Raw genomic sequence first — 20,541 nt, 5'->3', positions numbered from 1 at the left:
TCATATATTATGCGAAAAGAATATCATAATATATGCGAATACTGTATCACAATATATGATAAAACAACATTCCAACAATGAAAGAATAAAGAAGGTGTTGTAAAACTGACAAATGACACTTTTGCAACACCTCTTCGAATATGAAAATATTCCGTTTCTTACTGAACCTTGTCGTTTAACTCTGCGCCGGGTTTAAATTTGATGGCTTTGCGAGCTGCGATTTCAATGGGTTGTTTTGTCTTTGGGTTAACGCCTTTGCGGGCTGCTTTTTCAGTTACGGAGAATGAACCGAAACCTAGAAGAGCAATTTTTCCTCCTGCTTTCATTTCGTCGGATACTGTTTCAACAAAAGCATCTACTGCTTTCTTGGCATCAGCCTTACTTAAACCGGATTTTTCCGCTACAGCTGTGATAAATTCTGTTTTGTTCATGATGGATTGATAATTAATATATTAAACAAATCTGTGATAGCCTAAAAGTCGGTTCAAATGTAGTTTTAATTTGATATTCTGCAAAGAAAAAATCTGTTTTTTTTATTGATTTACTATGTTTTTAGTACTATTTGAAGGAAAAACAATCAAAATATATTTACCTTTGCCCGCAAATTGATATATGTATGATGAATCAAAATGGCTCCGGGTTCTTGAATAGTATACCGCCCGTTACAAAAAACCTTATCATTATCAACCTGCTATTCTGGGTAGCCAGTCTGGTGTTGCCGAAAGTAGGGATTGATTTGGTGCAACTATTGGGATTGCACTTTCCGGGTGTGAAAGATTTCTACCCGTTTCAGTTTGTTACTTATATGTTCATGCACGATACGCACTCTTTTGCACATGTCTTTTTTAATATGTTCGGGGTGTATATGTTTGGACGTGTACTAGAAAATGTGTGGGGACCGAAACGTTTCCTTACCTTTTATCTCGTGACAGGTATCGGTGCCGGTATCGTACAGGAACTGGTATGGGCCTATTCGGTGCAATCTTTTGCCAGTGCGAATGGTCTGACGCTGTTTGAACTGGTTCGTATGGATACTTCATTGAATATGATGATCACGATAGGGGCTTCCGGTTCAGTGTTTGGTATCTTGTTGGCATTTGCCATGCTGTTCCCGAATGTGCCGTTGTTCCTGATGTTTATTCCGATACCTATTAAAGCTAAATATTTTGTTGTGTTTTACGGTCTGGCAGAACTATTTATGGGTGTTTCCAGTTTTGGTGGAGATACGGTCGCACACTTCGCCCATTTAGGCGGTATGTTGTTCGGCTTCTTTATGGTTCGCTACTGGAAAAAGAAAGATGCAGACAATGGAAAGTATTTTTACTAATCTGAAGAATACGTTCCGGGCAGGAAATATACTGGCAAAGCTTATATATATTAATGTAGGGCTTTTCATCCTGATCCGGTTGATGGGGGTGATATTTCTCCTTTTTAATATCCCCGGAATATCCTTTTTGCAATATTTGCAGATGCCTTCTTCGCCGGAGTTGCTGATGTACCGGCCGTGGACGGTCATTACTTATATGTTCACCCATTTCGACTTCCTGCATATCCTTTTTAATATGCTTTGGTTGTACTGGTTTGGTGGATTGTTTCTGACATTTTTCAGTGAACGGCAGTTGGGGGGATTGTATCTGCTGGGAGGTATTGCCGGTGCAATACTGTTTATGCTTGCTTATAATATCTTTCCGTATTTTCAGACGGTGGCTTCTTCAAGCTATCTGATGGGGGCTTCGGCTTCGGTGATGGCAATAGTTTTTGCCGTATCGTTCTACCGGAAAGATCTGGAGATAAATCTGTTCCTGATAGGGCGGATCAAATTGATCTATCTGGCGCTCTTCACTTTTGTGATCGACCTGTTGGCTATTACTTCCGAGAATGCCGGTGGGCATATAGCCCATATTGGGGGTGCCTTATTCGGTATCTGGTTTGCCATGCGGATTAAGGAAGGGAAAGACCTGACGGCACCGATGAATCGCTTGTTGGATTGGGTGGTGAATCTCGGAAAGAGAAAACCTAAAATGAAGGTGACGCACAAACGTGCAGAAACCGATTATGAATATAATGCCCGTAAACACCGGGAATCGGCAGACCTTGATGCTATTCTGGATAAATTGAAACGTTCCGGATATGAGAGTCTTTCAGCCGATGAAAAAAGGCAATTATTTGACGCAAGTAAAAAATGAGTGAAGGATTGAAAACACTGAAGCTTTTATTCAAATCATTGTTCGTTCTTGCCAATGTTTTGATTGTCGTGCTGTTTGTTATTTCAGCTTATTCAGATCGTGTTTCTCCTGATACTATCCTAAGTTTTTCTTATCTGGGATTGGTTTTCCCTATTTTATGTGTCCTGAACCTTTGTTTTATCCTCTATTGGCTGTTTTTGTGGGAATGGCGTTTCCTGCTGATCGGATTATGTTCTATCCTGATCTGCTGGGGACCGGTGAAAAAGTATTTCCCTTATCATAGCCGGACGAAAGATATTCCAAAAGAAAATGTATTGAAGGTGCTGACTTATAATGTAATGGCTTTTGCTTACCTGAACCATACGACGGAATCTCCTAATAAGATTCTCGAATATATTGCCGGTTCGGGGGCCGATATTGTCTGTTTGCAGGAGTACGCCGTGAGTAAATCCGACAAGTACCTGACATCTTCGAAGGTATATAAGGCACTTGATATGTATCCGTATCGTTCTGTTTTTCCTATAAATAAGACTAGTTATGCAGATTATGGGATAGCAGTCTTTTCTAAATATCCGATCTCGAACAGCCGGAAGATAAAATATAAAAGCGATAGCAATGCTTCTTCTATTCATGAGTTGAATGTGAATGGGAAGAAACTGACTTTGATCAATAATCATTTGGAATCTTTTAAATTGACGATGGAGGACCGGAGCCGCTATACTGCTTTTATAAAAAATATCGGCACGGATACTTTCGATGGGATTAAAGGTGCGCTTGAACAAAAACTGGGCCCGGCCTTTAAGATACGTGCCCGGCAGGCAGATGCCGTCGCAGAAGAAATCTCAAAGGCAAAAGGTGATTACATCCTGGTTTGCGGTGACTTTAATGATACGCCGATTTCATATGCACATCGTACGGTACAGGGACCTTTAGTCGATTCGTTTGCCGAATCCGGACAGGGGATGGGAATAACCTATAATCAGAATATGTTCTGGTTTCGCATCGATAATATATTGCATTCAAAGAATATGAAATCCATGAACTGCACTATTGATAAGGTACGGTATTCCGACCACTATCCGTTATGGTGCTATCTGAGCCTGGAAGAATAAAATAAGGGAACCCCTTGCCGGAATCCCCTTACATTAATATATATAGTCTGTTTATTTTTTACTCGTCATTATCTGCTGCACTAAACACATCGGCAAATAAATTTTCTGCAAAAAAGAAGGTCGCATTACAGAAAAGTAATGGGTCTTTGATCAATGCGATCGTATTGCTTTTCCCATTGTTGGCAATAACGTTTTCGGCCGGATAGGTCTTATATTTCTTTTCGTTGTTCGGATCGTATTGATATGAAATATCCGTCAGCTCTACATTATATTTCTCGTCGTGGCAATAGATTCTCATCTTGTACTTGACGATTGTTTTATCCGTATCGTTCAGAAGTAGTTCGACCTTGGAGTTGATAAATATCGTTCCTTTCGATTTGTTGGAATTGACACTCGACAGGAAAACATCTTTCCCATAATTCTTCTTGGCCCATTTGTCGATCGCTTTAAACAATTCGCCTTTCTTTACGCCTTCAACGTCTACTTCGTCGCTGTAGCAAACCTTCCCCTCTTTCATCGGGGCACACGACTCTACACTGCCTTTATGTCCCTGTGCCATAGCAAGCACGGGACATATCAGCAATAGCAGTAATATTGTTTTCTTTATCATCTTTGTATTTATCTGATCCATACGTTAAGTATCTCTCCAATAACGATTTTCTGTTGTCCTTCGCTTGACTCGCCTTGCTTAACGCACTGAATCATGAACCAGGTTTCCGTATCATCCTTTTTGGTGAAAGTGATCGTGTAGATGTCGTTATCTTTGACTGCTTTGTAGACTTCACTTTCCGGGCTGATAGAAATAGAAGCGATATTCTTTCCGAACATCTTGCCCATTTCTTTCCAGGTGGCATATCTCTCGATCAGATTCTCTTTATCTGCCGGTGTTACCTGCATTCTGCTATCCGGCAGCATATTCAATAGGGTAGACGGGATTTTATCCGGTTCGAAAGCGGATAAACCCTGGCATACCTCTGTATTGTTGCCGACGGGAGCCTGTGCGATTTGCTGGGCAGGAGCTGCCGGTCTGACTGTTTGTTGCTGCTGTTGTACCGGAGTTGCAGGGGTAAGGGCATAAGCAGGTGTTACCGTACCGGCCGGCTGGATACCGAATGCGGCATCGGCACTCTGGAACATATTTTCCGCAAAATCAACTGTTTTACGACGGAACTTGCCGTTACCGCGATTCAGTTTATCTTTCTTTTTGTTCAGTGCATATTTGTCTGTGATCCATTCTTCTGCTGTGTACTTTTCAGGTTCACGCTGATAGGATACATTGTATTCGTAGCGGATGCCGGCCAGTTTAATTTTAGCTGCATTGTCTTCGCATTCGATGGTTACGCGGTAATCCATCAGTGTGCGGTCCAATGATAAAGCTGTGCTTTGGAATACCAGGTATTCTTCACCTACTGCTGCAATATCGCCTTTGTCCTTGTCAGAATAGACCAGTCGGCGTCCTTCTTCGCTGAAGAACTTTTCGGCCCATTGGTACATGATATCGTAAATCTGCCCTTTCGAAAGCAACGGCATATTTATCTCTTTGGTAAATACGACTTTGCCTCCTTCTTCAGGGATAGCACCGGCTAAATACTTTTGATCTTCCTGTGCCATAAGCAGGGAAGGAATAAATAAAAGGAATAATAATAGCTGTTTCATGGTCAATCTGTGTTTTTTTACTGGCAAAGATATATATTTGTACTTGAAATTAACTAAGAGAGTGACAAATAATTAATCTAATTACTATTTGACAAAGAAAAAAAGCCTATATTTGCACCCTGTGAAAAAACGAAAATAAATAATGTAATAACATAAACTCAAGATTCAAATGCAAAACAAAGGATTTGTAAGGGTCTTCGCGGTGTTACTTACGCTTGTATGTTTGTTCTATCTATCGTTCTCATTTGTAACAAGATATTACAACAATAAAGCCGCTGAGTATGCGGGAGGGGATCCGTCGAAAGAGAGTCTTTATTTGGACTCATTATCTACTCAGAAGGTGTGGCTGGGCTATACGCTTAAGCAATGCCGTGAAATGGAAATTAGTTTAGGACTTGACCTGAAAGGCGGTATGAACGTCGTTCTGGAATTGAATGTGGCAGATGTAATCCGTTCGCTTTCAAATAATAACCAGGATGAGAACTTCAACAAGGCTTTGGATTTAGCTTATGCTCGCCAGGCAACCAGTCAGAAAGACTTTATTGACTTGTTTGCAGAAGAGTACAAGAACCTGGATAATGGCGCACGTTTGTCTGCTATTTTCAGTACATTTGAGTTGAAAGATAAAATTACTCCGCAGAGCACAGATGCTCAGGTCGTTTCAGTATTAAAAGACGAACTGAAGAGTGCTATCGATAATTCATTCAACGTATTGCGTACCCGTATCGACCGTTTCGGTGTGGTATCTCCTAACATCCAGCGTTTGGAAACAGCAGGACGTATCCTGGTGGAACTTCCGGGTGTAAAAGAACCTGAACGTGTTCGTAAATTGTTACAGGGCAGTGCAAACCTGGAATTTTGGGAAACTTATCAGTTGCCGGAAGTTTACCAGCAGTTGGTTGCTGCCGACAATGTACTGGCTACTGTTTTGAAAGAACATAACGACGAAGTAGCCGTAACTGAAACAGAAACTGTTTCTGCCGAAGGTACTGAAACAACTGCTACGGAAACTGTTACAGATAATGCTGCCGCTACTAGCGAAGCTGATTCTCTGTTACAGCAGATCGCTCAGGATAAACCGGAAGCTCAGGCTAACCAGTCGATGGAAGAATTTGCAAAACAGCATCCGTTGTTTGCCTTGTTACAGATCAATCAGTATAACGGCCAGTTAGGTCGTGGTGCTGCCGTTGGTGTGGCTAACGTAAGAGACATTCCTAAGATTAACGAATACCTGGCAATGAAACAGGTGAAAGACGTGTTACCTCGTAACCTGTCTTTGAAATGGGGTGTTAAGGCTATCGACGAAAAAGAACAATTTTTCGAATTATATGCTATCAAGGTTACTAACCGTGACGGAACGCCTGCTTTAGGTGGTGACGTAGTAACTGATGCTAATGCAGACTTCGTACAGCAGGCTGGCCGTTCAGAACAGCAGGTTAGTATGGCCATGAACGCAGAAGGTGCTAAGGCATGGGCTCGTTTGACAAAAGAGAATATCGGTAAAGCTATCGCTATCGTTCTGGATGATATGGTTTATTCCGCTCCAAACGTAAATGACGAAATTACCGGAGGACGTTCTCAGATTACAGGTCACTTCACTCCGGAAGAAGCGAAGGACTTAGCTAACGTATTGAAATCAGGTAAGATGGCTGCATCTGTACATATCGTACAGGAAGACGTTGTCGGTCCGTCACTGGGTCAGGAAGCTATCAGCTCAGGTGTTATCTCCTTTGCTTTGGCATTGATCCTGTTGATGATCTATATGTGTGCATTCTACGGAATTATCCCGGGTCTGATCGCAGACGGTGCATTGGTATTGAACATCTTCTTCACGATGGGTATCCTTGCTTCTTTCCAGGCTGTACTTACTTTGCCGGGTATCGCCGGTATGGTGTTGACACTGGGTATGGCAGTCGATGCTAACGTGTTGATCTATGAACGTACAAAAGAAGAGCTTCGAGCCGGTAAGTCGTTGAGCAAAGCTATTGCCGATGGTTACAGTAACGCGTTCTCTGCTATCTTCGACTCCAACTTGACATCTATCATTACAGGTGTTGTATTGTTCTACTTCGGTACAGGTCCTATCCGTGGTTTCGCTACTACAATGATTATCGGTCTGTTTGCTTCTTTCCTTACTGCGGTCTTCCTGACTCGTATGGTTTATGAAGCATTATTGGCTAAGGATAAACTGAAGAATGTAACATTTGTAACATCTATCACGAAAGACCTGTTGACTAATCCGAAGATCAACTTCCTGGGTGCCCGTAAGACTGGTTATCTGATTCCTGCCGGTATCGTTCTTTTGGGAGCGATCTCCATGATGACGATCGGTTTGAATAACGGTATCGACTTCACCGGTGGACGTAACTATATCGTTCGTTTTGCACAGGATGTAAAAACGGATGAAGTTCGTAATATGCTGGACGAAAAACTGGATGGTGCTGTAAGTGTTATCACGATCGGTACACCGGATCAGGTTCGTGTTTCTACCAACTATAAGATCGACGATGCCGATCCTGCTGTAGACCAGGAAATCGAATCATTATTGTTCGAAGGCGTTAAACCGCTGCTTCCGGAAGGAACAACATTGGATCAGTTCACAACAACTTACATCCAGAGTTCTCAGAAAGTGGGACCGAGTATGGCCGACGACATCAAGAACAGCGCTATCATGGCGGTTATCTTCGCGATGTTCTGTATGGCAGCTTATATCCTGCTTCGTTTCCGTGACTGGTCGTTCTCAGTAGGTGCATTTGCCTCAGTAGCAGTGACAACATTGTGTATCATCTCTTTCTATACTTTATTATGGAAAGTGTTACCGTTCTCTATGGAAGTCGACCAGACATTTATCGCGGCTATCCTGACGATTATCGGTTACTCTATCAATGATACCGTGGTTGTATTCGACCGTATCCGTGAAACAATCGGTCTGTATCCGAAACGCGATCGTTACCAGGTGATCAATGACGCTTTGAACTCAACGTTGTCTCGTACATTCAATACATCATTGACAACATTGGTTGTAGTACTTTGTATCTTTATCCTGGGTGGTAGCACAATCCGTAGCTTTACGTTCGCTATCTTGCTGGGTATCATCGTAGGTACATATTCTACACTGTTCGTTGCAACTCCGATTGCATACGAAATACAGAAAAGAAAGATCAACAAAAAAGCTGCCGAAGCTGCTAAGTAACAGACAGTTTTTATGAAATAATGAAAAGGCCATCTCATTGCGGGATGGCCTTTTTTCTTGTTTACAATATGCTTCTAAACATATAGCCGAAATTGTCCGGTTGCACGGAAATATCTACCTTGTAGGCCACTTGCAATTGTTTTATTCTGACAAATTGTAAGTTTATTTTAAAACGTCATCAGTTATGGATATACATCTAGGTAGCCAATTGCCGGCATATCCTTCTTTTGTTGCCGGTATCCGCCGCGCCCCCGATCGCGGTTATTCCCTTACGTCTGCACAAACTGAAACAGCATTGAAAAATGCCTTAAGGTACATTCCGAAAGAACTTCATGAGACATTAGCACCTGAATTTATGGAAGAGCTTCGTACCCGTGGAAGAATATACGGGTATCGTTATCGTCCGGAGGGTGATCTGAAAGCACGTCCCATTGATGATTATCGAGGAAACTGCCTGGAAGGAAAAGCTTTCCAGGTAATGATTGACAATAACCTCTGTTTCGACATTGCCCTTTATCCTTATGAGTTGGTGACGTATGGAGAGACAGGTCAGGTCTGTCAGAACTGGATGCAATACCGGTTGATCAAACAATATCTGGAGATCATGACACAGGAGCAGACCCTGGTGATTGAATCGGGCCATCCGCTCGGTCTGTTTCGTTCCAGGCCGGATGCTCCCCGGGTAATTATCACCAATTCGATGATGGTCGGTATGTTCGATAATCAGAAGGACTGGCATGTGGCAGCCCAGATGGGGGTTGCCAACTATGGTCAGATGACAGCCGGAGGGTGGATGTATATCGGACCGCAGGGTATTGTGCATGGAACCTTCAATACGCTCCTGAATGCCGGTCGCCTTAAACTTGGCATACCGCAGGACAAGGACTTGCGAGGACATCTTTTCGTCTCGTCCGGATTAGGAGGAATGAGCGGGGCACAACCGAAAGCGGCTGTTATTGCCGGTGCTGCCTGCATTGTGGCGGAAGTGGATCGATCGCGAATAGAAACACGCCATTCGCAGGGATGGGTCCAGTTGGTTACAGATAACGAGGCCGAGGCTTTTCGCCTGGCTACGGATGCTTGCCGTGCCAAAGAGCCTCTTTCGGTTGCTTATCATGGGAATATTGTAGACCTGTTGGAATATGCCGCATCGGAATCTATTCCTATCGACTTGCTGAGCGACCAGACTTCGTGCCATGCTGTTTATGAGGGTGGATACTGTCCCGCAGGAATCTCTTTCGAAGAACGTACGCGTTTGCTTTCGGAAGACCAGGAAACGTTTTGTGCCCTGGTGGACCGTTCTTTGCGCAGACATTATGAAGTGATAAAACGGCTGGTCGAGGGCGGAGCCTATTTCTTCGATTACGGCAATTCATTCCTGAAAGCGATTTATGATGCCGGTGTAAAAGATATATCCAGGAATGGTATCGATGAGAAAGATGGTTTTATCTGGCCGTCTTATGTGGAAGATATAATGGGACCGGAATTATTTGATTACGGCTACGGTCCTTTTCGCTGGGTTTGTCTGAGCGGGAAAAAAGAAGACCTGGTCAAAACCGACCATGCCGCCATGGATTGTATCGATCCGGACCGGCGGGGACAGGACCGTGATAACTACAACTGGATACGCGATGCCGAAAAGAACAATCTGGTAGTAGGCACACAGGCCCGTATCCTTTATCAGGATGCCGAAGGCAGGCTGAAGATTGCGCTCCGTTTCAATCAGATGGTTCGTGACGGAGAGATCGGGCCGGTGATGCTGGGACGTGACCACCATGATGTCAGCGGGACAGACTCGCCTTTCCGGGAGACGTCCAATATCTACGACGGTAGTAACGTCATGGCCGATATGGCTGTACAGTGCTTTGCCGGAAATGCAGCCCGCGGAATGAGTCTGGTAGCCCTTCATAACGGTGGTGGTGTCGGTATCGGTAAAGCGATAAACGGAGGATTCGGTATGGTTCTCGACGGAAGTAACCGTGTTGATGAAATATTACGTTCCGCCATGTTATGGGATGTAATGGGCGGTGTGGCGCGCCGTGCCTGGGCACGTAACCGGCATGCTCTGGAAACAAGTGAAACATTTAATAAGAATAATGAGAATCAGTATCATATCACTCTTCCTTATATTCCGGAGGAAGAATTGATACGAAAAACAATAAAGACCTCTTTAAATACCTGAATTTATGAGTAGTTGGAATAAAATTATGGAGTGTGTCCCCAATTTTAGTGAAGGTAGGGACTTAGGGAAGATAGAAAAGATTATTGAGCCGTTCAGAGCCAGGCAAGGAGTAAAACTGTTGGATTATAGCAATGATGAAGATCATAACCGCCTGGTCGTTACTGTAGTCGGTGAACCTGAGGCGTTGAAAGCCGCCCTGTTGGAGGCTGTAGGACAGGCAGTCGCTTTGATAGACCTGAACCGGCATAGCGGACAACATCCGCGGATGGGAGCTGTCGATGTGATCCCGTTCATCCCGATCAAAGGATGTACAATGGATGAAGCGATTGCTTTATCCAAAGAAGTTGGTGAACAGATTGCAACCTTATACCAGGTCCCTGTGTTTTTATATGAGAAGTCGGCAACCGCCCCTCACCGGGAGAATCTGGCAGCAGTCAGGAAAGGTGAGTTCGAAGGGATGGCTGAGAAGATTAAACTTGCAGAATGGCAGCCGGATTTCGGACCGTCGGAGCGCCATCCGACAGCCGGTACGGTTGCCGTTGGTGCCCGCATGCCGCTTGTTGCTTATAATGTCAATCTGGGTACGGCCGATCTGAATATTGCCAGCGATATTGCCCGTAAGATCCGTTTTATCGGCGGCGGTCTTCGTTATTGTAAAGCAATGGGAGTCGAACTGAAAGAACGGGGTATCGTGCAGGTCTCGATTAATATGACCGACTATACTCGTACGGCCTTGTACCGCGCTTTTGAACTGGTGAAGATAGAGGCTCGCCGTTATGGTGTTGCGGTTGTAGGTAGTGAGATTATCGGATTGGTTCCGATGGAAGCATTGATTGATACAGCTTCTTTCTATTTAGGGTTGGAAAACTTTTCCATGAACCAGGTGTTAGAAGCTAGAATAATGGAATAAAACATGAAAGGAGATAAATTACTGATAAGGAACGCATCGCAAGTTGTAACCTGTTCCGGTTTTGAAGCAAAAAGAGGGACGGCAATGTCTGATCTCCATATTATAGAAGATGGAGCAGTGGTTGTTTCCGAAGGTGTTATAACGCATGTCGGTCCGACAAAAGAAATAGTACGTCAGGTAGATCCGGACGAATACCTGGAAATCGATGCCAGTGGAAGGGCATTGCTTCCCGGGTTTGTGGATAGTCATACCCATTTTATTTTCGGTGGTTATCGTGAAGAAGAGTTTTCCTGGCGGTTGAAAGGCGACAGCTATATGTCGATCATGGAGCGTGGCGGCGGTATAGTCAATACGGTCAATGCCACCCGTGAACGTGATTTCGAGCAACTGTGGAGTATCGGTTATGAACGGCTCGACGAAATGTTGGACATGGGCGTAACGACGGTGGAAGGGAAGAGTGGATATGGTCTTGATTTCGAAACCGAACTGATGCAGTTGCGTGTAATGGCAGACCTCAACGAGGAACATCCGGTCGATGTCGTGTCCACTTATTTGGGAGCTCATGCCGTTCCCCCTGAATATACCCACCAGACGGATGATTACATTACTTATATGATCGAACAGGTCCTGCCGGAACTTCGTCTGGAGAGAACGGTTACTTTCTGTGATGTTTTTTGTGAACAGGGAGTATTCTCGGTAAAACAGAGCGAACGTTTGTTACGTGCCGCCCGAAGCCAGCGGTTTAAGTTGAAGATGCATGCCGATGAGATCGTATCTATTGGAGGTACGGAACTGGCGGCCCGTCTGAAGGTTGTCAGTGCCGATCATTTGCTGCACGCTTCGGATGAAGGCATCCAACGGTTGGCACGCAGCGGGGTGATTGCCACCTTGCTTCCGCTCACGGCCTTTTCGTTGAACGAACCTTATGCCCGTGGTCGTGAGATGATTGACGCCGGTTGTGCAGTTGCGCTGGCTACCGATTATAATCCCGGCAGTTGTTTTTCCTGTTCTATCCCGATGCTTTTCGCTTTGGCGTGTATCCAGATGAAACTGACTCCGGAAGAAGCGGTTACCGCTTTGACGATTAACGGAGCTGCGGCTTTGGGGCGTGCCAATAAGATCGGCAGCATAGATGTTGGAAAGAAGGCCGACCTGATCCTGCTGAAATATCCGTCCTATAAATTCCTTCCTTATAATGTGGGAATGAATATCGTGGATACGGTGATTAAGGACGGAATCATTTATATGATTTGAGAAACAGTTTATTCATTGTTTAATACCTTAAATATAAATACCATGCTTGTAGACTTGACAATTAAAGAATTTCTGGCGGAAACAGCCAGTAACGCACCGGTTCCGGGCGGCGGAAGTATTTCAGCCTTAAACGGTGCTATCGCTACTGCATTGACGGAGATGGTCGCCAACCTGACCATCGGGAAAAAGAAGTATGCCGATGTGGAAGGGCAGATGAAAACGATAGCTACGGAAGCGGCCCTGATCCGTGAGCGCCTGATCCGCGACATCGACCGTGACAGTGAAGCCTACGATCGTGTGTTTGCCGCCTTTAAACTTCCTAAAGAAACGGAAGAGCAAATCGCCGAACGTGCCCGGGCCATTGAAGATGCCACGAAAGAGGCGGCTATTGTTCCTATGCAGGTTGCCGAAGAGATCGCGTCTGTGATGGAAACCGTCATTTATGTGGCACATAAAGGAAACCGGAATGCTGTTACCGATGCTTGTGTTGCCATGATGACTGCCCGTACCTGTGTCCTGGGAGCCCTGCTGAACGTACGTATCAACCTGGCTTCCATCAAAGACGAAGCTTTTGTGAAGCAGATGAAAGTGAAAGCCGACCATATGGAATCGGAAGCGATCCGTATTGAAACGAAGTTACTGGATTGGGTTAAAACAATAGTATAACATGAGCAATGTCTATTATGTAGGTTCTGAACCGCTGACATTCGACAGCATTGAGTTGATCCTGACTCAGAACATGAAGCTCGAGTTAAGCCAGGAAGTGCGCGAACGCATCCAGCGTTGCCGCGATTACCTGGACCGGAAAATCGAACAACAGGATGGTCCGCTTTATGGCATTACAACCGGCTTCGGCTCGTTATGCAATAAAAATATCTCGCCCGACGAACTGAGTACCTTACAGGAAAACCTGGTGAAAAGTCATGCCTGTAGTGTCGGTGACGAGGTGAGTCCCGTTATTGTCCGGTTGATGATGCTGCTGAAAGCACACGCTTTGTCTTTGGGCCATAGCGGTGTACAGGTTATTACCGTACAACGTATCCTCGATTTCTTCAATAATGATGTCCTGCCGATCGTTTATGACCGGGGGTCCCTGGGAGCTTCCGGCGATCTGGCTCCGTTGGCGAATCTCTTCCTGCCGCTGATCGGAGTGGGAGATGTCTATTATAAAGGAAAGAAGCGCGAAGCGATCAGTGTATTGGATGAGTTTGCCTGGAAACCCGTACGTCTGAAAAGTAAAGAGGGACTGGCTTTACTGAACGGAACACAGTTTATGAGTGCAAATGGCGTTTTTGCCCTGATGCGTGCTTTTCGTCTTTCCCAAAAGGCGGATACGATAGCGGCCTTGTCTTTGGAAGCCTTCGACGGTCGTATCGATCCTTTCATGGATTGTATCCAGCAGATGCGTCCTCATCCGGGACAGATTGAAACGGGAGCAGCTTTCCGCCGGTTGTTGGAGGGAAGCGAACTGATCAACAGGAAAAAGGAACATGTGCAGGACCCTTATTCTTTCCGTTGCATCCCGCAGGTTCACGGAGCGACAAAGGATGCGATCAATTACGTTTCCGGCGTATTGCTCACGGAGATTAATTCGGTGACGGATAATCCGACCATCTTCCCGGAAGAAGACAAGATCATCTCGGGTGGTAATTTCCATGGTCAGCCGCTGGCTATATCTTTCGACTTTCTGGCCATCGCTTTGGCTGAATTAGGAAATATATCCGAACGCCGTGTCGCCCAATTGATCATGGGACTTCGCGGTTTACCGGAATTTCTTGTTGCCAATCCCGGGTTGAACTCCGGTTTTATGATCCCGCAATATGCCGCCGCAAGCATGGTCAGCCAGAATAAGATGTATTGTTATGCCGCCAGCAGCGATTCGATCGTATCCAGCAATGGTCAGGAAGATCATGTCAGCATGGGAGCCAATGCTGCAACCAAACTGTTTAAGGTAATGGATAACCTCGATCATATCCTGGCGATTGAATTAATGAATGCGGCACAGGGAATGGAGTTCCGCCGTCCGGCCAGGACTTCACCTGTCCTTGAAAAATTCCTGAGAGACTTCCGGAAGGAGGTCCCTTTCATAGAGGATGATATTGTAATGTACACGGAGATCCATCGTACGGTGGCTTTCCTGCGGAGGTATCCGTTGTAGTTACGCTGATCGTAGATAGTTCAGCTATATGTTTTGAGAGACCTTTGTTTCTGAATTATCCGTGTGGATATGGCCTGATTGTAGAGCCGAAGCTTTTGAATATAAAGCTTCGGCTCTAATTTTTTATGAGAATTTAACTGACTAAAAAAAACGATCGTTTTTTTTAGTCACCGCGAAGGTACTCACATTTTTTTATTTATAGATGTTTATAAAAAGAAAAAACGACTGATTCATTGCATTTTATACTTAGAAATACACTCATAAATCAGGTGTCTTCTTTTACTCAAAAACAGCTAAAATCGTGACTAGAAAAAACGATCGTTTTTTCTAGTCATTCAATATTTTCATATAAAGAAAATCCACTGTTACAGAGGTTTGTATTTATATTTTTGGCTTTGATTGTGTAATAGAATTCTAAGTAGACGCTTTCTGATGGATATAAGCATACGGCAATTAAGAAATAGTAATGAGCAAATGTTTAAAAGTATTGTAGAATCTTATTGGCCCCGTTTACATAAGTTCGCCCAGATTTATGTATTGGATAGAGAGGTGGCCAAAGAGATTGTGCAGGATACTTTCCTTGTTTTGTGGAAACAACGGGAAAAATTGGACAAAGAGACCTGTCTGATAACTTATTTAATGGTGATATGCCGGAATAAATGTTTTAATTATTTGAAAGGTTTACAATTGGAGCAGGTCGAGATTAATGATTTAAATGAGTTTGCTATTTATCAAAGAAGTAATGTTTACGTTTTGGAAAATGATTCGTTGGAAATACTGATGACAAAAGAGTTGGCATCGGCTATAGAAGCTTCATTATCGAAATTATCTGCACGTACAAGAGATATTTTTATGATGAGCCGTTATGACGGTTTCAAAAACAAAGAGATAGCCGAAAGTCAGTGTATAACGGTTAAAGCTGTCGAGTTTCATATCAACAAGGCCCTAAGTCATTTGAGAGATGATCTGTCCAAAGAATATCTCATTCCTATTATTTTTTTGATTTTGTATATAGGATTGAAAAAATAATTGTATTGTTTGTGTGTCTGATTATCAAAGTTTTATGGCGTGGCTATGAAAAAACTTACCAAAAAGTGAAAAAAATCTCCATTTTCTACTAGGGTAAAATTAAAAAAAGTTGTTCCTCCTCTGTCTGGTATCAAAAGATAGATTATGAACAACGATTTAGTTATACGATTTATAGAAAGAGAATGCACAATAGAAGAAGCGCGTGAAGTTCTGCGCTGGATTGAGGCAACTGAAGAGAACAAGGCTGTTTTCTGTCAAATGCAGGCTGTACATGCTTCTATTGGAATTGATCATTCAGACCGTACAGAAAAAGTAAGCCCGGAAGATGTCCGGAAGATAATGAAAGAAATAAGCCGCAAACGGTATCGGCTATTACCTTATGCCGCTGCGGTTGTTTGTGCTGTTGTGGCTGTCCTGTTATTTATTATCTCCCCTTTGAATGAAAGAAATCTTAGTGAATATGAAAAAGTCCTGGCCGGAATTGAAGATAAAAAAGAGATTACTCTGACTGTCAACAATGATAAGGAGATAGAATTGTCTGATACTTCGATTGTTGTTACGTATGATAAAAAAGGACAAATCCTGATTAATGATACAGTGGCTGTTCCCGGGGAGAAGGAGAATCTTGATCATTTGAATACGATCCGTGTTCCTTACGGGAAGCGTTCCACTTTGATTCTGGCTGATGGTTCCAAAGTGTATCTCAATTCTGGCTCGTCATTAGTCTATCCGGCTGTGTTTGCCAAAGATAAACGTGAAGTTTACCTGGATGGTGAGGCCTATTTTGAAGTATCGAAAGAAGCACGGCGGAAATTTGTTGTGCAAACGGCTTATAAAGCAGTGGAAGTATTGGGAACGAAGTTTAATGTATCGGTCGATAAAAGGCAAAGCCTGTTTGAAGCGGTATTGGTGACTGGTAAAATCGGTTTGGAAAGTAATACCGGCAAAATAGAACTTATCCCGAACCAATATTATGGTTATGATCCGGATTCCGGACAGGATGAACTGAAAACAGTAGATGCCAGGGATTACATCTCCTGGATTGAGGGGAGGCTCAGATTTAATCGTGAGCCTTTGGATAAAGTAATCCATCGGTTAGAGAAATCTTATAATATAAAAATAGAAATTCTTGATTCTAAATACCTCAAATATCAAATATCGGGTAATCTGGATTTGAAAAGTACGCCGGAAGAGACAATGAATGTTCTGATGAGGATTCTTATTCCGGGTTATAATTCTCAAAAACAAAAGTTATACCAAATAAAAGAGAAATGATTATGAAAGCCTATGTAATTAAAAAATTATTGTTTAACAAAAAGAATCTATCATTATGAGAAAGAAGACAAGCACTAGTAAAGCTGGTCCATGTGGACGAGCATCCTGGAGAAGGTTCCTGGTTGTAGGTTTGTGTAGTTGTGTTTCATTGACAATGTATGCCAATGTATTAAAGTCACAGGTAAGTTTATCCTTCAATAATACTACATTGAAGGATGCTCTGGAACAACTTCAGGAACAAGCGGGAGTGAGTATTATTTATTCGAACAATGTGTTGAATGATGAGGCGGTTGTAAATCTTAATTCCAAAAAAATTTCATTGGAAGATGCTTTACATATTTTGCTTCTTAATCAGAATTGCTCGTATAAAGTGGAAAATGGGCAGGTTATATTGTACCCTGTGGAGAAAGTACAACCGGCAGTCACTGTAGTCGCTCAAGAAGGTTTTAAGGTAAAAGGTAGTGTTTCTGATGTTACAGGTCCTTTGGCTGGTGTAAATATTATGGTAAAAGGAACTATGACAGGTGTTATATCTGACATGGATGGTAATTTTGAAATTACTGCCCCTTATTCAGGAGCTAGTTTGATTTTTTCTTATATCGGTTATCAACCTCAGGAGGTACAGATAAATGGACGAAATACTCTAAAAATTACACTGGTGGAAGATACTAAAGCTTTGGAAGAAGTTGTTGTCATAGGTTATACTACTCAGAAAAAAGCAACAATTACTGGGTCTATATCGACCATAACTACCAAAGATTTAAAGCAAAGCCCGACCGCAAACCTGAATAATGCCCTGGCGGGTAGAATGCCTGGTTTGATGGCTAATCAGTTTGGTGGTGGTGAACCAGGTGTGGATGGAGCAGAGATACGTATCCGTGGTATGGGTACATATGGAGACAAATCTCCGATTGTCATTGTAGATGGTGTTGAACGCGACATGAGTTATCTGGCTCCTGAAGAAATCGAGACTTTTACAATTTTGAAGGATGCTTCTGCAACTGCTCCTTATGGTGTTCGTGGTGCTAACGGTGTTATCATTGTTACGACTAAACGTGGTAAAGCTTCTGAAAAGCCTAGTGTGAATTTTAAGGCATCGGTAGGGACAAATGCTCCGGTTAAATTTCCTACTTATTTAGGATCTGCGGATTATGCAACCTTATATAATGAAGCTATGATAAATAGTAATCCCGGAACAGATCCTTCAAAACTTGAGTTGTTTACGCAGGATGCTATTAACAATTACAGAATGGCTAAAGGAGATAATTCCGACGGTTTAGGCTATAACTGGGACTATTTTGATTATGCGTTTAAACCGGGAATTCAACAGGATTATAGTTTGTCTATCCGAGGAGGTTCTGAGCGTGCGCGTTATTATGTGATGGCTAATTATTATTCTCAGGATGGAAACTATGAGCATACAGATTTGACGGAACACGATACTCAGGCTAGGTTTAAGCGTTATAACTTCCGTGCAAATGTCGATGTCGATATTACAAAAGATTTTTATGTGCGGGTAGATTTAGGCGCTCGTATTACGGATCGTCATGCTCCGGGAACAACAGCATCTACAGTTGTTAGTTTATGTAATACGTTGCCTCCTTATTTGCCGATAACAGTACCTGAAAATGATAATCCTGACAATGAAGATTATGTATTGAATAATCCATACGGCATGTTGTATGGGGATTATAGGCATCGTAAAAATATTTTAGGAGAGTTATCAAGAACCGGATATCTGATTGAGAAGAAAACTTATCTGAACGGATCATTTGCAATCGGACATAAACTTGATTTTATAACAAAAGGATTGAAAATTGAAGGAGTTTTCTCTTATGATGCCTCTGAAGGTAACTGGGTCAATCGGAAACTAGGTGTCAATAAAGATGGTTATATGGAGTTTACTAAATATGCTACATTCCAGCCAGCAGAAGGTAGTTACGGTTCATTTTATATGAATAATCCGAATTATACGGGTAAATATATATTAGGAAATCCTTGGTATGACAAAGATGAGACAATAGAGAATACATTTAGCCATAATGCAGCTGAAAGTAAGACCTATTATCAGTTAAAACTAGATTACGCACGTACATTTAATGATCATGATATTACGGCTATGGTTTTGTTAAATCGTTCAAACCGGAGTTATGATAACCGTGTTGCTTATCGTTATCAGGGGCTGACAGCAAGAGCGACATACGCTTTTCAGAATAAATATTTGGCAGAGTTCAATATTGGATATAACGGTTCTGAAAACTTTGCACCGGGTAAACGATACGGAACATTTCCTGCCGGATCTATCGGATGGGTTATTTCCCGGGAAAAATTTATGAAGGGAACTGATAAATGGTTGAGCAATCTTAAATTGAGAGCTTCTTATGGTTTAGTTGGTAGTGATAAAATTTCTGATAATAATGATGACCGTTTTGCTTATTTGCAATTTTTTCAGGGAGGAGACGGTTATTCGTATGGTGTGAATGAATTCGGAAATGGATACAACGGGTTGAAAGAGGGGAATTTTGCGAATCCGAATTTAACTTGGGAAAAAGCACGTAAGTTGAATATCGGTATTGACGCTTCTTTCTTTAATGAACGTCTGACTTTCTCAGCTGATTATTTTTATGAACATCGTTTTGATATTATAACTAACTTAAGTAATTCCGGAAAATTGGGATATCCAGGAATAGTCGGAAAGGATGCACCATTTGTTAACTCAGGTATTGTGGATAATAGAGGTATAGACTTTGAGATCGGCTGGAATGGTAGTATAGGAGATGATTTCCGTTATTATATCAAGCCAAATTTCACATTTGCACGAAATAAGATCAAATTCATGAATGAAGTATCGTATGATAATGACTGGCGTGCAAATACCGGAAAACGTATTGATGAATATTTTGTTTATGAAGTAGACCATTTCGTGTATGACCAGGCGGAAGCTGATCGTTTGAACTCTATGAATAACGGGGAAGGTTTCCAACCTTGGGGAACGTTATATCCAGGTGATGTAGTTTATAAAGATTTGAATGGAGACGGAAAAATAGATGACGAACATGACCGTCGTGCGATGGGAAATCCTCGTACACCGGAAATTCAATTTGGTATTCCTCTTGGTCTCCAGTATAAAGGTTTTGACTTGAGTCTGTTATTTCAGGGAGCTGCCAACTCAAGCATTTTGTTGAACGGTGCAGGTGTATGGGATTTCCCACAGTATGATAATGACCAGATTGGTAAGGTAAAACCGATGCACATGAACCGGTGGACTGAAGAAAGCAAAGATTTTGCAACTTATCCTCGTTTGACAATTGGAAAGAATGACAATAATAAGAATGAGAACAGTAGCTTATTCTTATATAATGCTTCTTATTTGCGTTTGAAGAATGTTGAGATTGGATATACTTTACCCAAAAGTGCTATTCGCTTTGCCGGGTTGCAGAATGTTCGTTTTTATGTACAAGGCATGAACCTGCTTACTTTTGACGGGTTGGATCATGTGGATGTTGATCCTGAAACAAATAATGGAAACGGTGCTTGGTATCCTATCCAGCGCATATTCAATTTTGGTGTTGATATTACTTATTAA

At 42.7% G+C, this 20,541-nt stretch carries 15 protein-coding genes; 12 read left to right on the top strand and 3 right to left on the bottom strand.

Annotation, left to right across the window (positions count from 1 at the left end):
* Positions 1–158: 158 nt before the first annotated feature.
* On the bottom strand, positions 159–431 hold the full coding sequence (locus K6V26_RS18530; protein WP_007655130.1) for an HU family DNA-binding protein: 273 nt from the start codon (positions 429–431) through the stop codon (positions 159–161).
* A 185-nt stretch (positions 432–616) separates the two neighbouring features.
* On the opposite strand from K6V26_RS18530, the gene K6V26_RS18525 reads away from it, so the two are divergent.
* The 3 genes from K6V26_RS18525 to K6V26_RS18515 are packed head-to-tail and all read left to right on the top strand — an operon-like array spanning position 617 to position 3,298.
* Entirely contained in the window at positions 617–1,327 is a 711-nt protein-coding gene (locus tag K6V26_RS18525) for a rhomboid family intramembrane serine protease (RefSeq protein ID WP_224263531.1), read from the top strand.
* Positions 1,308–2,186 (top strand): rhomboid family intramembrane serine protease, encoded by an 879-nt coding sequence (locus K6V26_RS18520; protein WP_044245943.1) that lies wholly within the window; start codon positions 1,308–1,310, stop codon positions 2,184–2,186. The genes K6V26_RS18525 and K6V26_RS18520 overlap by 20 nt, the downstream gene beginning before the upstream one ends.
* Positions 2,183–3,298, top strand: a complete 1,116-nt coding sequence (locus K6V26_RS18515; RefSeq protein WP_317197497.1) for an endonuclease/exonuclease/phosphatase family protein — start codon at positions 2,183–2,185, stop codon at positions 3,296–3,298. The genes K6V26_RS18520 and K6V26_RS18515 overlap by 4 nt, the downstream gene beginning before the upstream one ends.
* Before the next feature lie 58 nt (positions 3,299–3,356).
* Here K6V26_RS18515 and K6V26_RS18510 read toward each other — a convergent pair whose 3' ends face one another.
* Positions 3,357–3,929 carry a DUF4468 domain-containing protein gene (locus K6V26_RS18510; RefSeq protein WP_010801889.1) on the bottom strand — a complete coding sequence of 191 codons (573 nt, stop codon included), beginning with the start codon at positions 3,927–3,929 and terminating at the stop codon, positions 3,357–3,359.
* Entirely contained in the window at positions 3,917–4,954 is a 1,038-nt protein-coding gene (locus K6V26_RS18505; protein WP_046145422.1) for a DUF4468 domain-containing protein, read from the bottom strand. Before K6V26_RS18505 ends, K6V26_RS18510 begins: the two co-directional genes overlap by 13 nt.
* A gap of 169 nt (positions 4,955–5,123) precedes the next feature.
* Here K6V26_RS18505 and secDF point away from each other — a divergent pair, with 169 nt between their 5' ends.
* The 9 genes from secDF (at position 5,124) to K6V26_RS18460 (ending at position 20,541) form a co-directional block, all read left to right on the top strand.
* Complete coding sequence (gene secDF / locus K6V26_RS18500) at positions 5,124–8,147, top strand: protein translocase subunit SecDF (RefSeq protein ID WP_122328155.1); 3,024 nt, start codon at positions 5,124–5,126, stop codon at positions 8,145–8,147.
* Between the two features lie 184 nt (positions 8,148–8,331).
* The gene (locus tag K6V26_RS18495; protein ID WP_048315194.1) at positions 8,332–10,329 is read left to right on the top strand and encodes a urocanate hydratase; all 1,998 of its coding nucleotides are present in this window, start codon (positions 8,332–8,334) and stop codon (positions 10,327–10,329) included.
* A 4-nt stretch (positions 10,330–10,333) separates the two neighbouring features.
* On the top strand, positions 10,334–11,239 hold the full coding sequence (gene ftcD, locus K6V26_RS18490) for a glutamate formimidoyltransferase (protein ID WP_048315196.1): 906 nt from the start codon (positions 10,334–10,336) through the stop codon (positions 11,237–11,239).
* A gap of 3 nt (positions 11,240–11,242) precedes the next feature.
* Positions 11,243–12,493, top strand: coding sequence for an imidazolonepropionase (gene hutI, locus K6V26_RS18485; protein WP_007655114.1), 1,251 nt, complete (start codon positions 11,243–11,245; stop codon positions 12,491–12,493).
* A 42-nt stretch (positions 12,494–12,535) separates the two neighbouring features.
* Entirely contained in the window at positions 12,536–13,159 is a 624-nt protein-coding gene (locus K6V26_RS18480; protein WP_224263528.1) for a cyclodeaminase/cyclohydrolase family protein, read from the top strand.
* Between the two features lies 1 nt (position 13,160).
* The gene (gene hutH / locus K6V26_RS18475; RefSeq protein ID WP_010801892.1) at positions 13,161–14,651 is read left to right on the top strand and encodes a histidine ammonia-lyase; all 1,491 of its coding nucleotides are present in this window, start codon (positions 13,161–13,163) and stop codon (positions 14,649–14,651) included.
* Positions 14,652–15,125: 474 nt separating this feature from the next.
* Positions 15,126–15,680 carry an RNA polymerase sigma-70 factor gene (locus K6V26_RS18470; RefSeq protein WP_224263527.1) on the top strand — a complete coding sequence of 185 codons (555 nt, stop codon included), beginning with the start codon at positions 15,126–15,128 and terminating at the stop codon, positions 15,678–15,680.
* 144 nt (positions 15,681–15,824) lie between these two features.
* Complete coding sequence (locus tag K6V26_RS18465) at positions 15,825–16,955, top strand: FecR family protein (RefSeq protein WP_224263526.1); 1,131 nt, start codon at positions 15,825–15,827, stop codon at positions 16,953–16,955.
* 55 nt (positions 16,956–17,010) lie between these two features.
* Positions 17,011–20,541 carry a SusC/RagA family TonB-linked outer membrane protein gene (locus tag K6V26_RS18460; protein ID WP_135033551.1) on the top strand — a complete coding sequence of 1,177 codons (3,531 nt, stop codon included), beginning with the start codon at positions 17,011–17,013 and terminating at the stop codon, positions 20,539–20,541.

The organism is Parabacteroides goldsteinii (genome assembly GCF_020091425.1).
GTDB lineage: Bacteria > Bacteroidota > Bacteroidia > Bacteroidales > Tannerellaceae > Parabacteroides > Parabacteroides goldsteinii.
The sequence above is the reverse complement of the archived record's forward strand: the minus strand, read 5'-3'. Positions and strand labels throughout refer to the sequence as shown.

What these genes read in the sequence shown, in the direction of transcription:
- K6V26_RS18515 (WP_317197497.1), top strand. Translation starts at nt 2,183, where the DNA reads ATGAGTGAAGGATTGAAAACACTGAAGCTTTTATTCAAATCATTGTTC.
- hutH (WP_010801892.1), top strand. Translation starts at nt 13,161, where the DNA reads ATGAGCAATGTCTATTATGTAGGTTCTGAACCGCTGACATTCGACAGC.
- K6V26_RS18530 (WP_007655130.1), bottom strand. Translation starts at nt 431, where the DNA reads ATGAACAAAACAGAATTTATCACAGCTGTAGCGGAAAAATCCGGTTTA.
- secDF (WP_122328155.1), top strand. Translation starts at nt 5,124, where the DNA reads ATGCAAAACAAAGGATTTGTAAGGGTCTTCGCGGTGTTACTTACGCTT.
- K6V26_RS18470 (WP_224263527.1), top strand. Translation starts at nt 15,126, where the DNA reads ATGTTTAAAAGTATTGTAGAATCTTATTGGCCCCGTTTACATAAGTTC.
- K6V26_RS18510 (WP_010801889.1), bottom strand. Translation starts at nt 3,929, where the DNA reads ATGGATCAGATAAATACAAAGATGATAAAGAAAACAATATTACTGCTA.
- K6V26_RS18525 (WP_224263531.1), top strand. Translation starts at nt 617, where the DNA reads ATGATGAATCAAAATGGCTCCGGGTTCTTGAATAGTATACCGCCCGTT.
- K6V26_RS18465 (WP_224263526.1), top strand. Translation starts at nt 15,825, where the DNA reads ATGAACAACGATTTAGTTATACGATTTATAGAAAGAGAATGCACAATA.
- K6V26_RS18520 (WP_044245943.1), top strand. Translation starts at nt 1,308, where the DNA reads ATGGAAAGTATTTTTACTAATCTGAAGAATACGTTCCGGGCAGGAAAT.
- K6V26_RS18495 (WP_048315194.1), top strand. Translation starts at nt 8,332, where the DNA reads ATGGATATACATCTAGGTAGCCAATTGCCGGCATATCCTTCTTTTGTT.
- ftcD (WP_048315196.1), top strand. Translation starts at nt 10,334, where the DNA reads ATGAGTAGTTGGAATAAAATTATGGAGTGTGTCCCCAATTTTAGTGAA.
- K6V26_RS18505 (WP_046145422.1), bottom strand. Translation starts at nt 4,954, where the DNA reads ATGAAACAGCTATTATTATTCCTTTTATTTATTCCTTCCCTGCTTATG.
- hutI (WP_007655114.1), top strand. Translation starts at nt 11,243, where the DNA reads ATGAAAGGAGATAAATTACTGATAAGGAACGCATCGCAAGTTGTAACC.
- K6V26_RS18480 (WP_224263528.1), top strand. Translation starts at nt 12,536, where the DNA reads ATGCTTGTAGACTTGACAATTAAAGAATTTCTGGCGGAAACAGCCAGT.
- K6V26_RS18460 (WP_135033551.1), top strand. Translation starts at nt 17,011, where the DNA reads ATGAGAAAGAAGACAAGCACTAGTAAAGCTGGTCCATGTGGACGAGCA.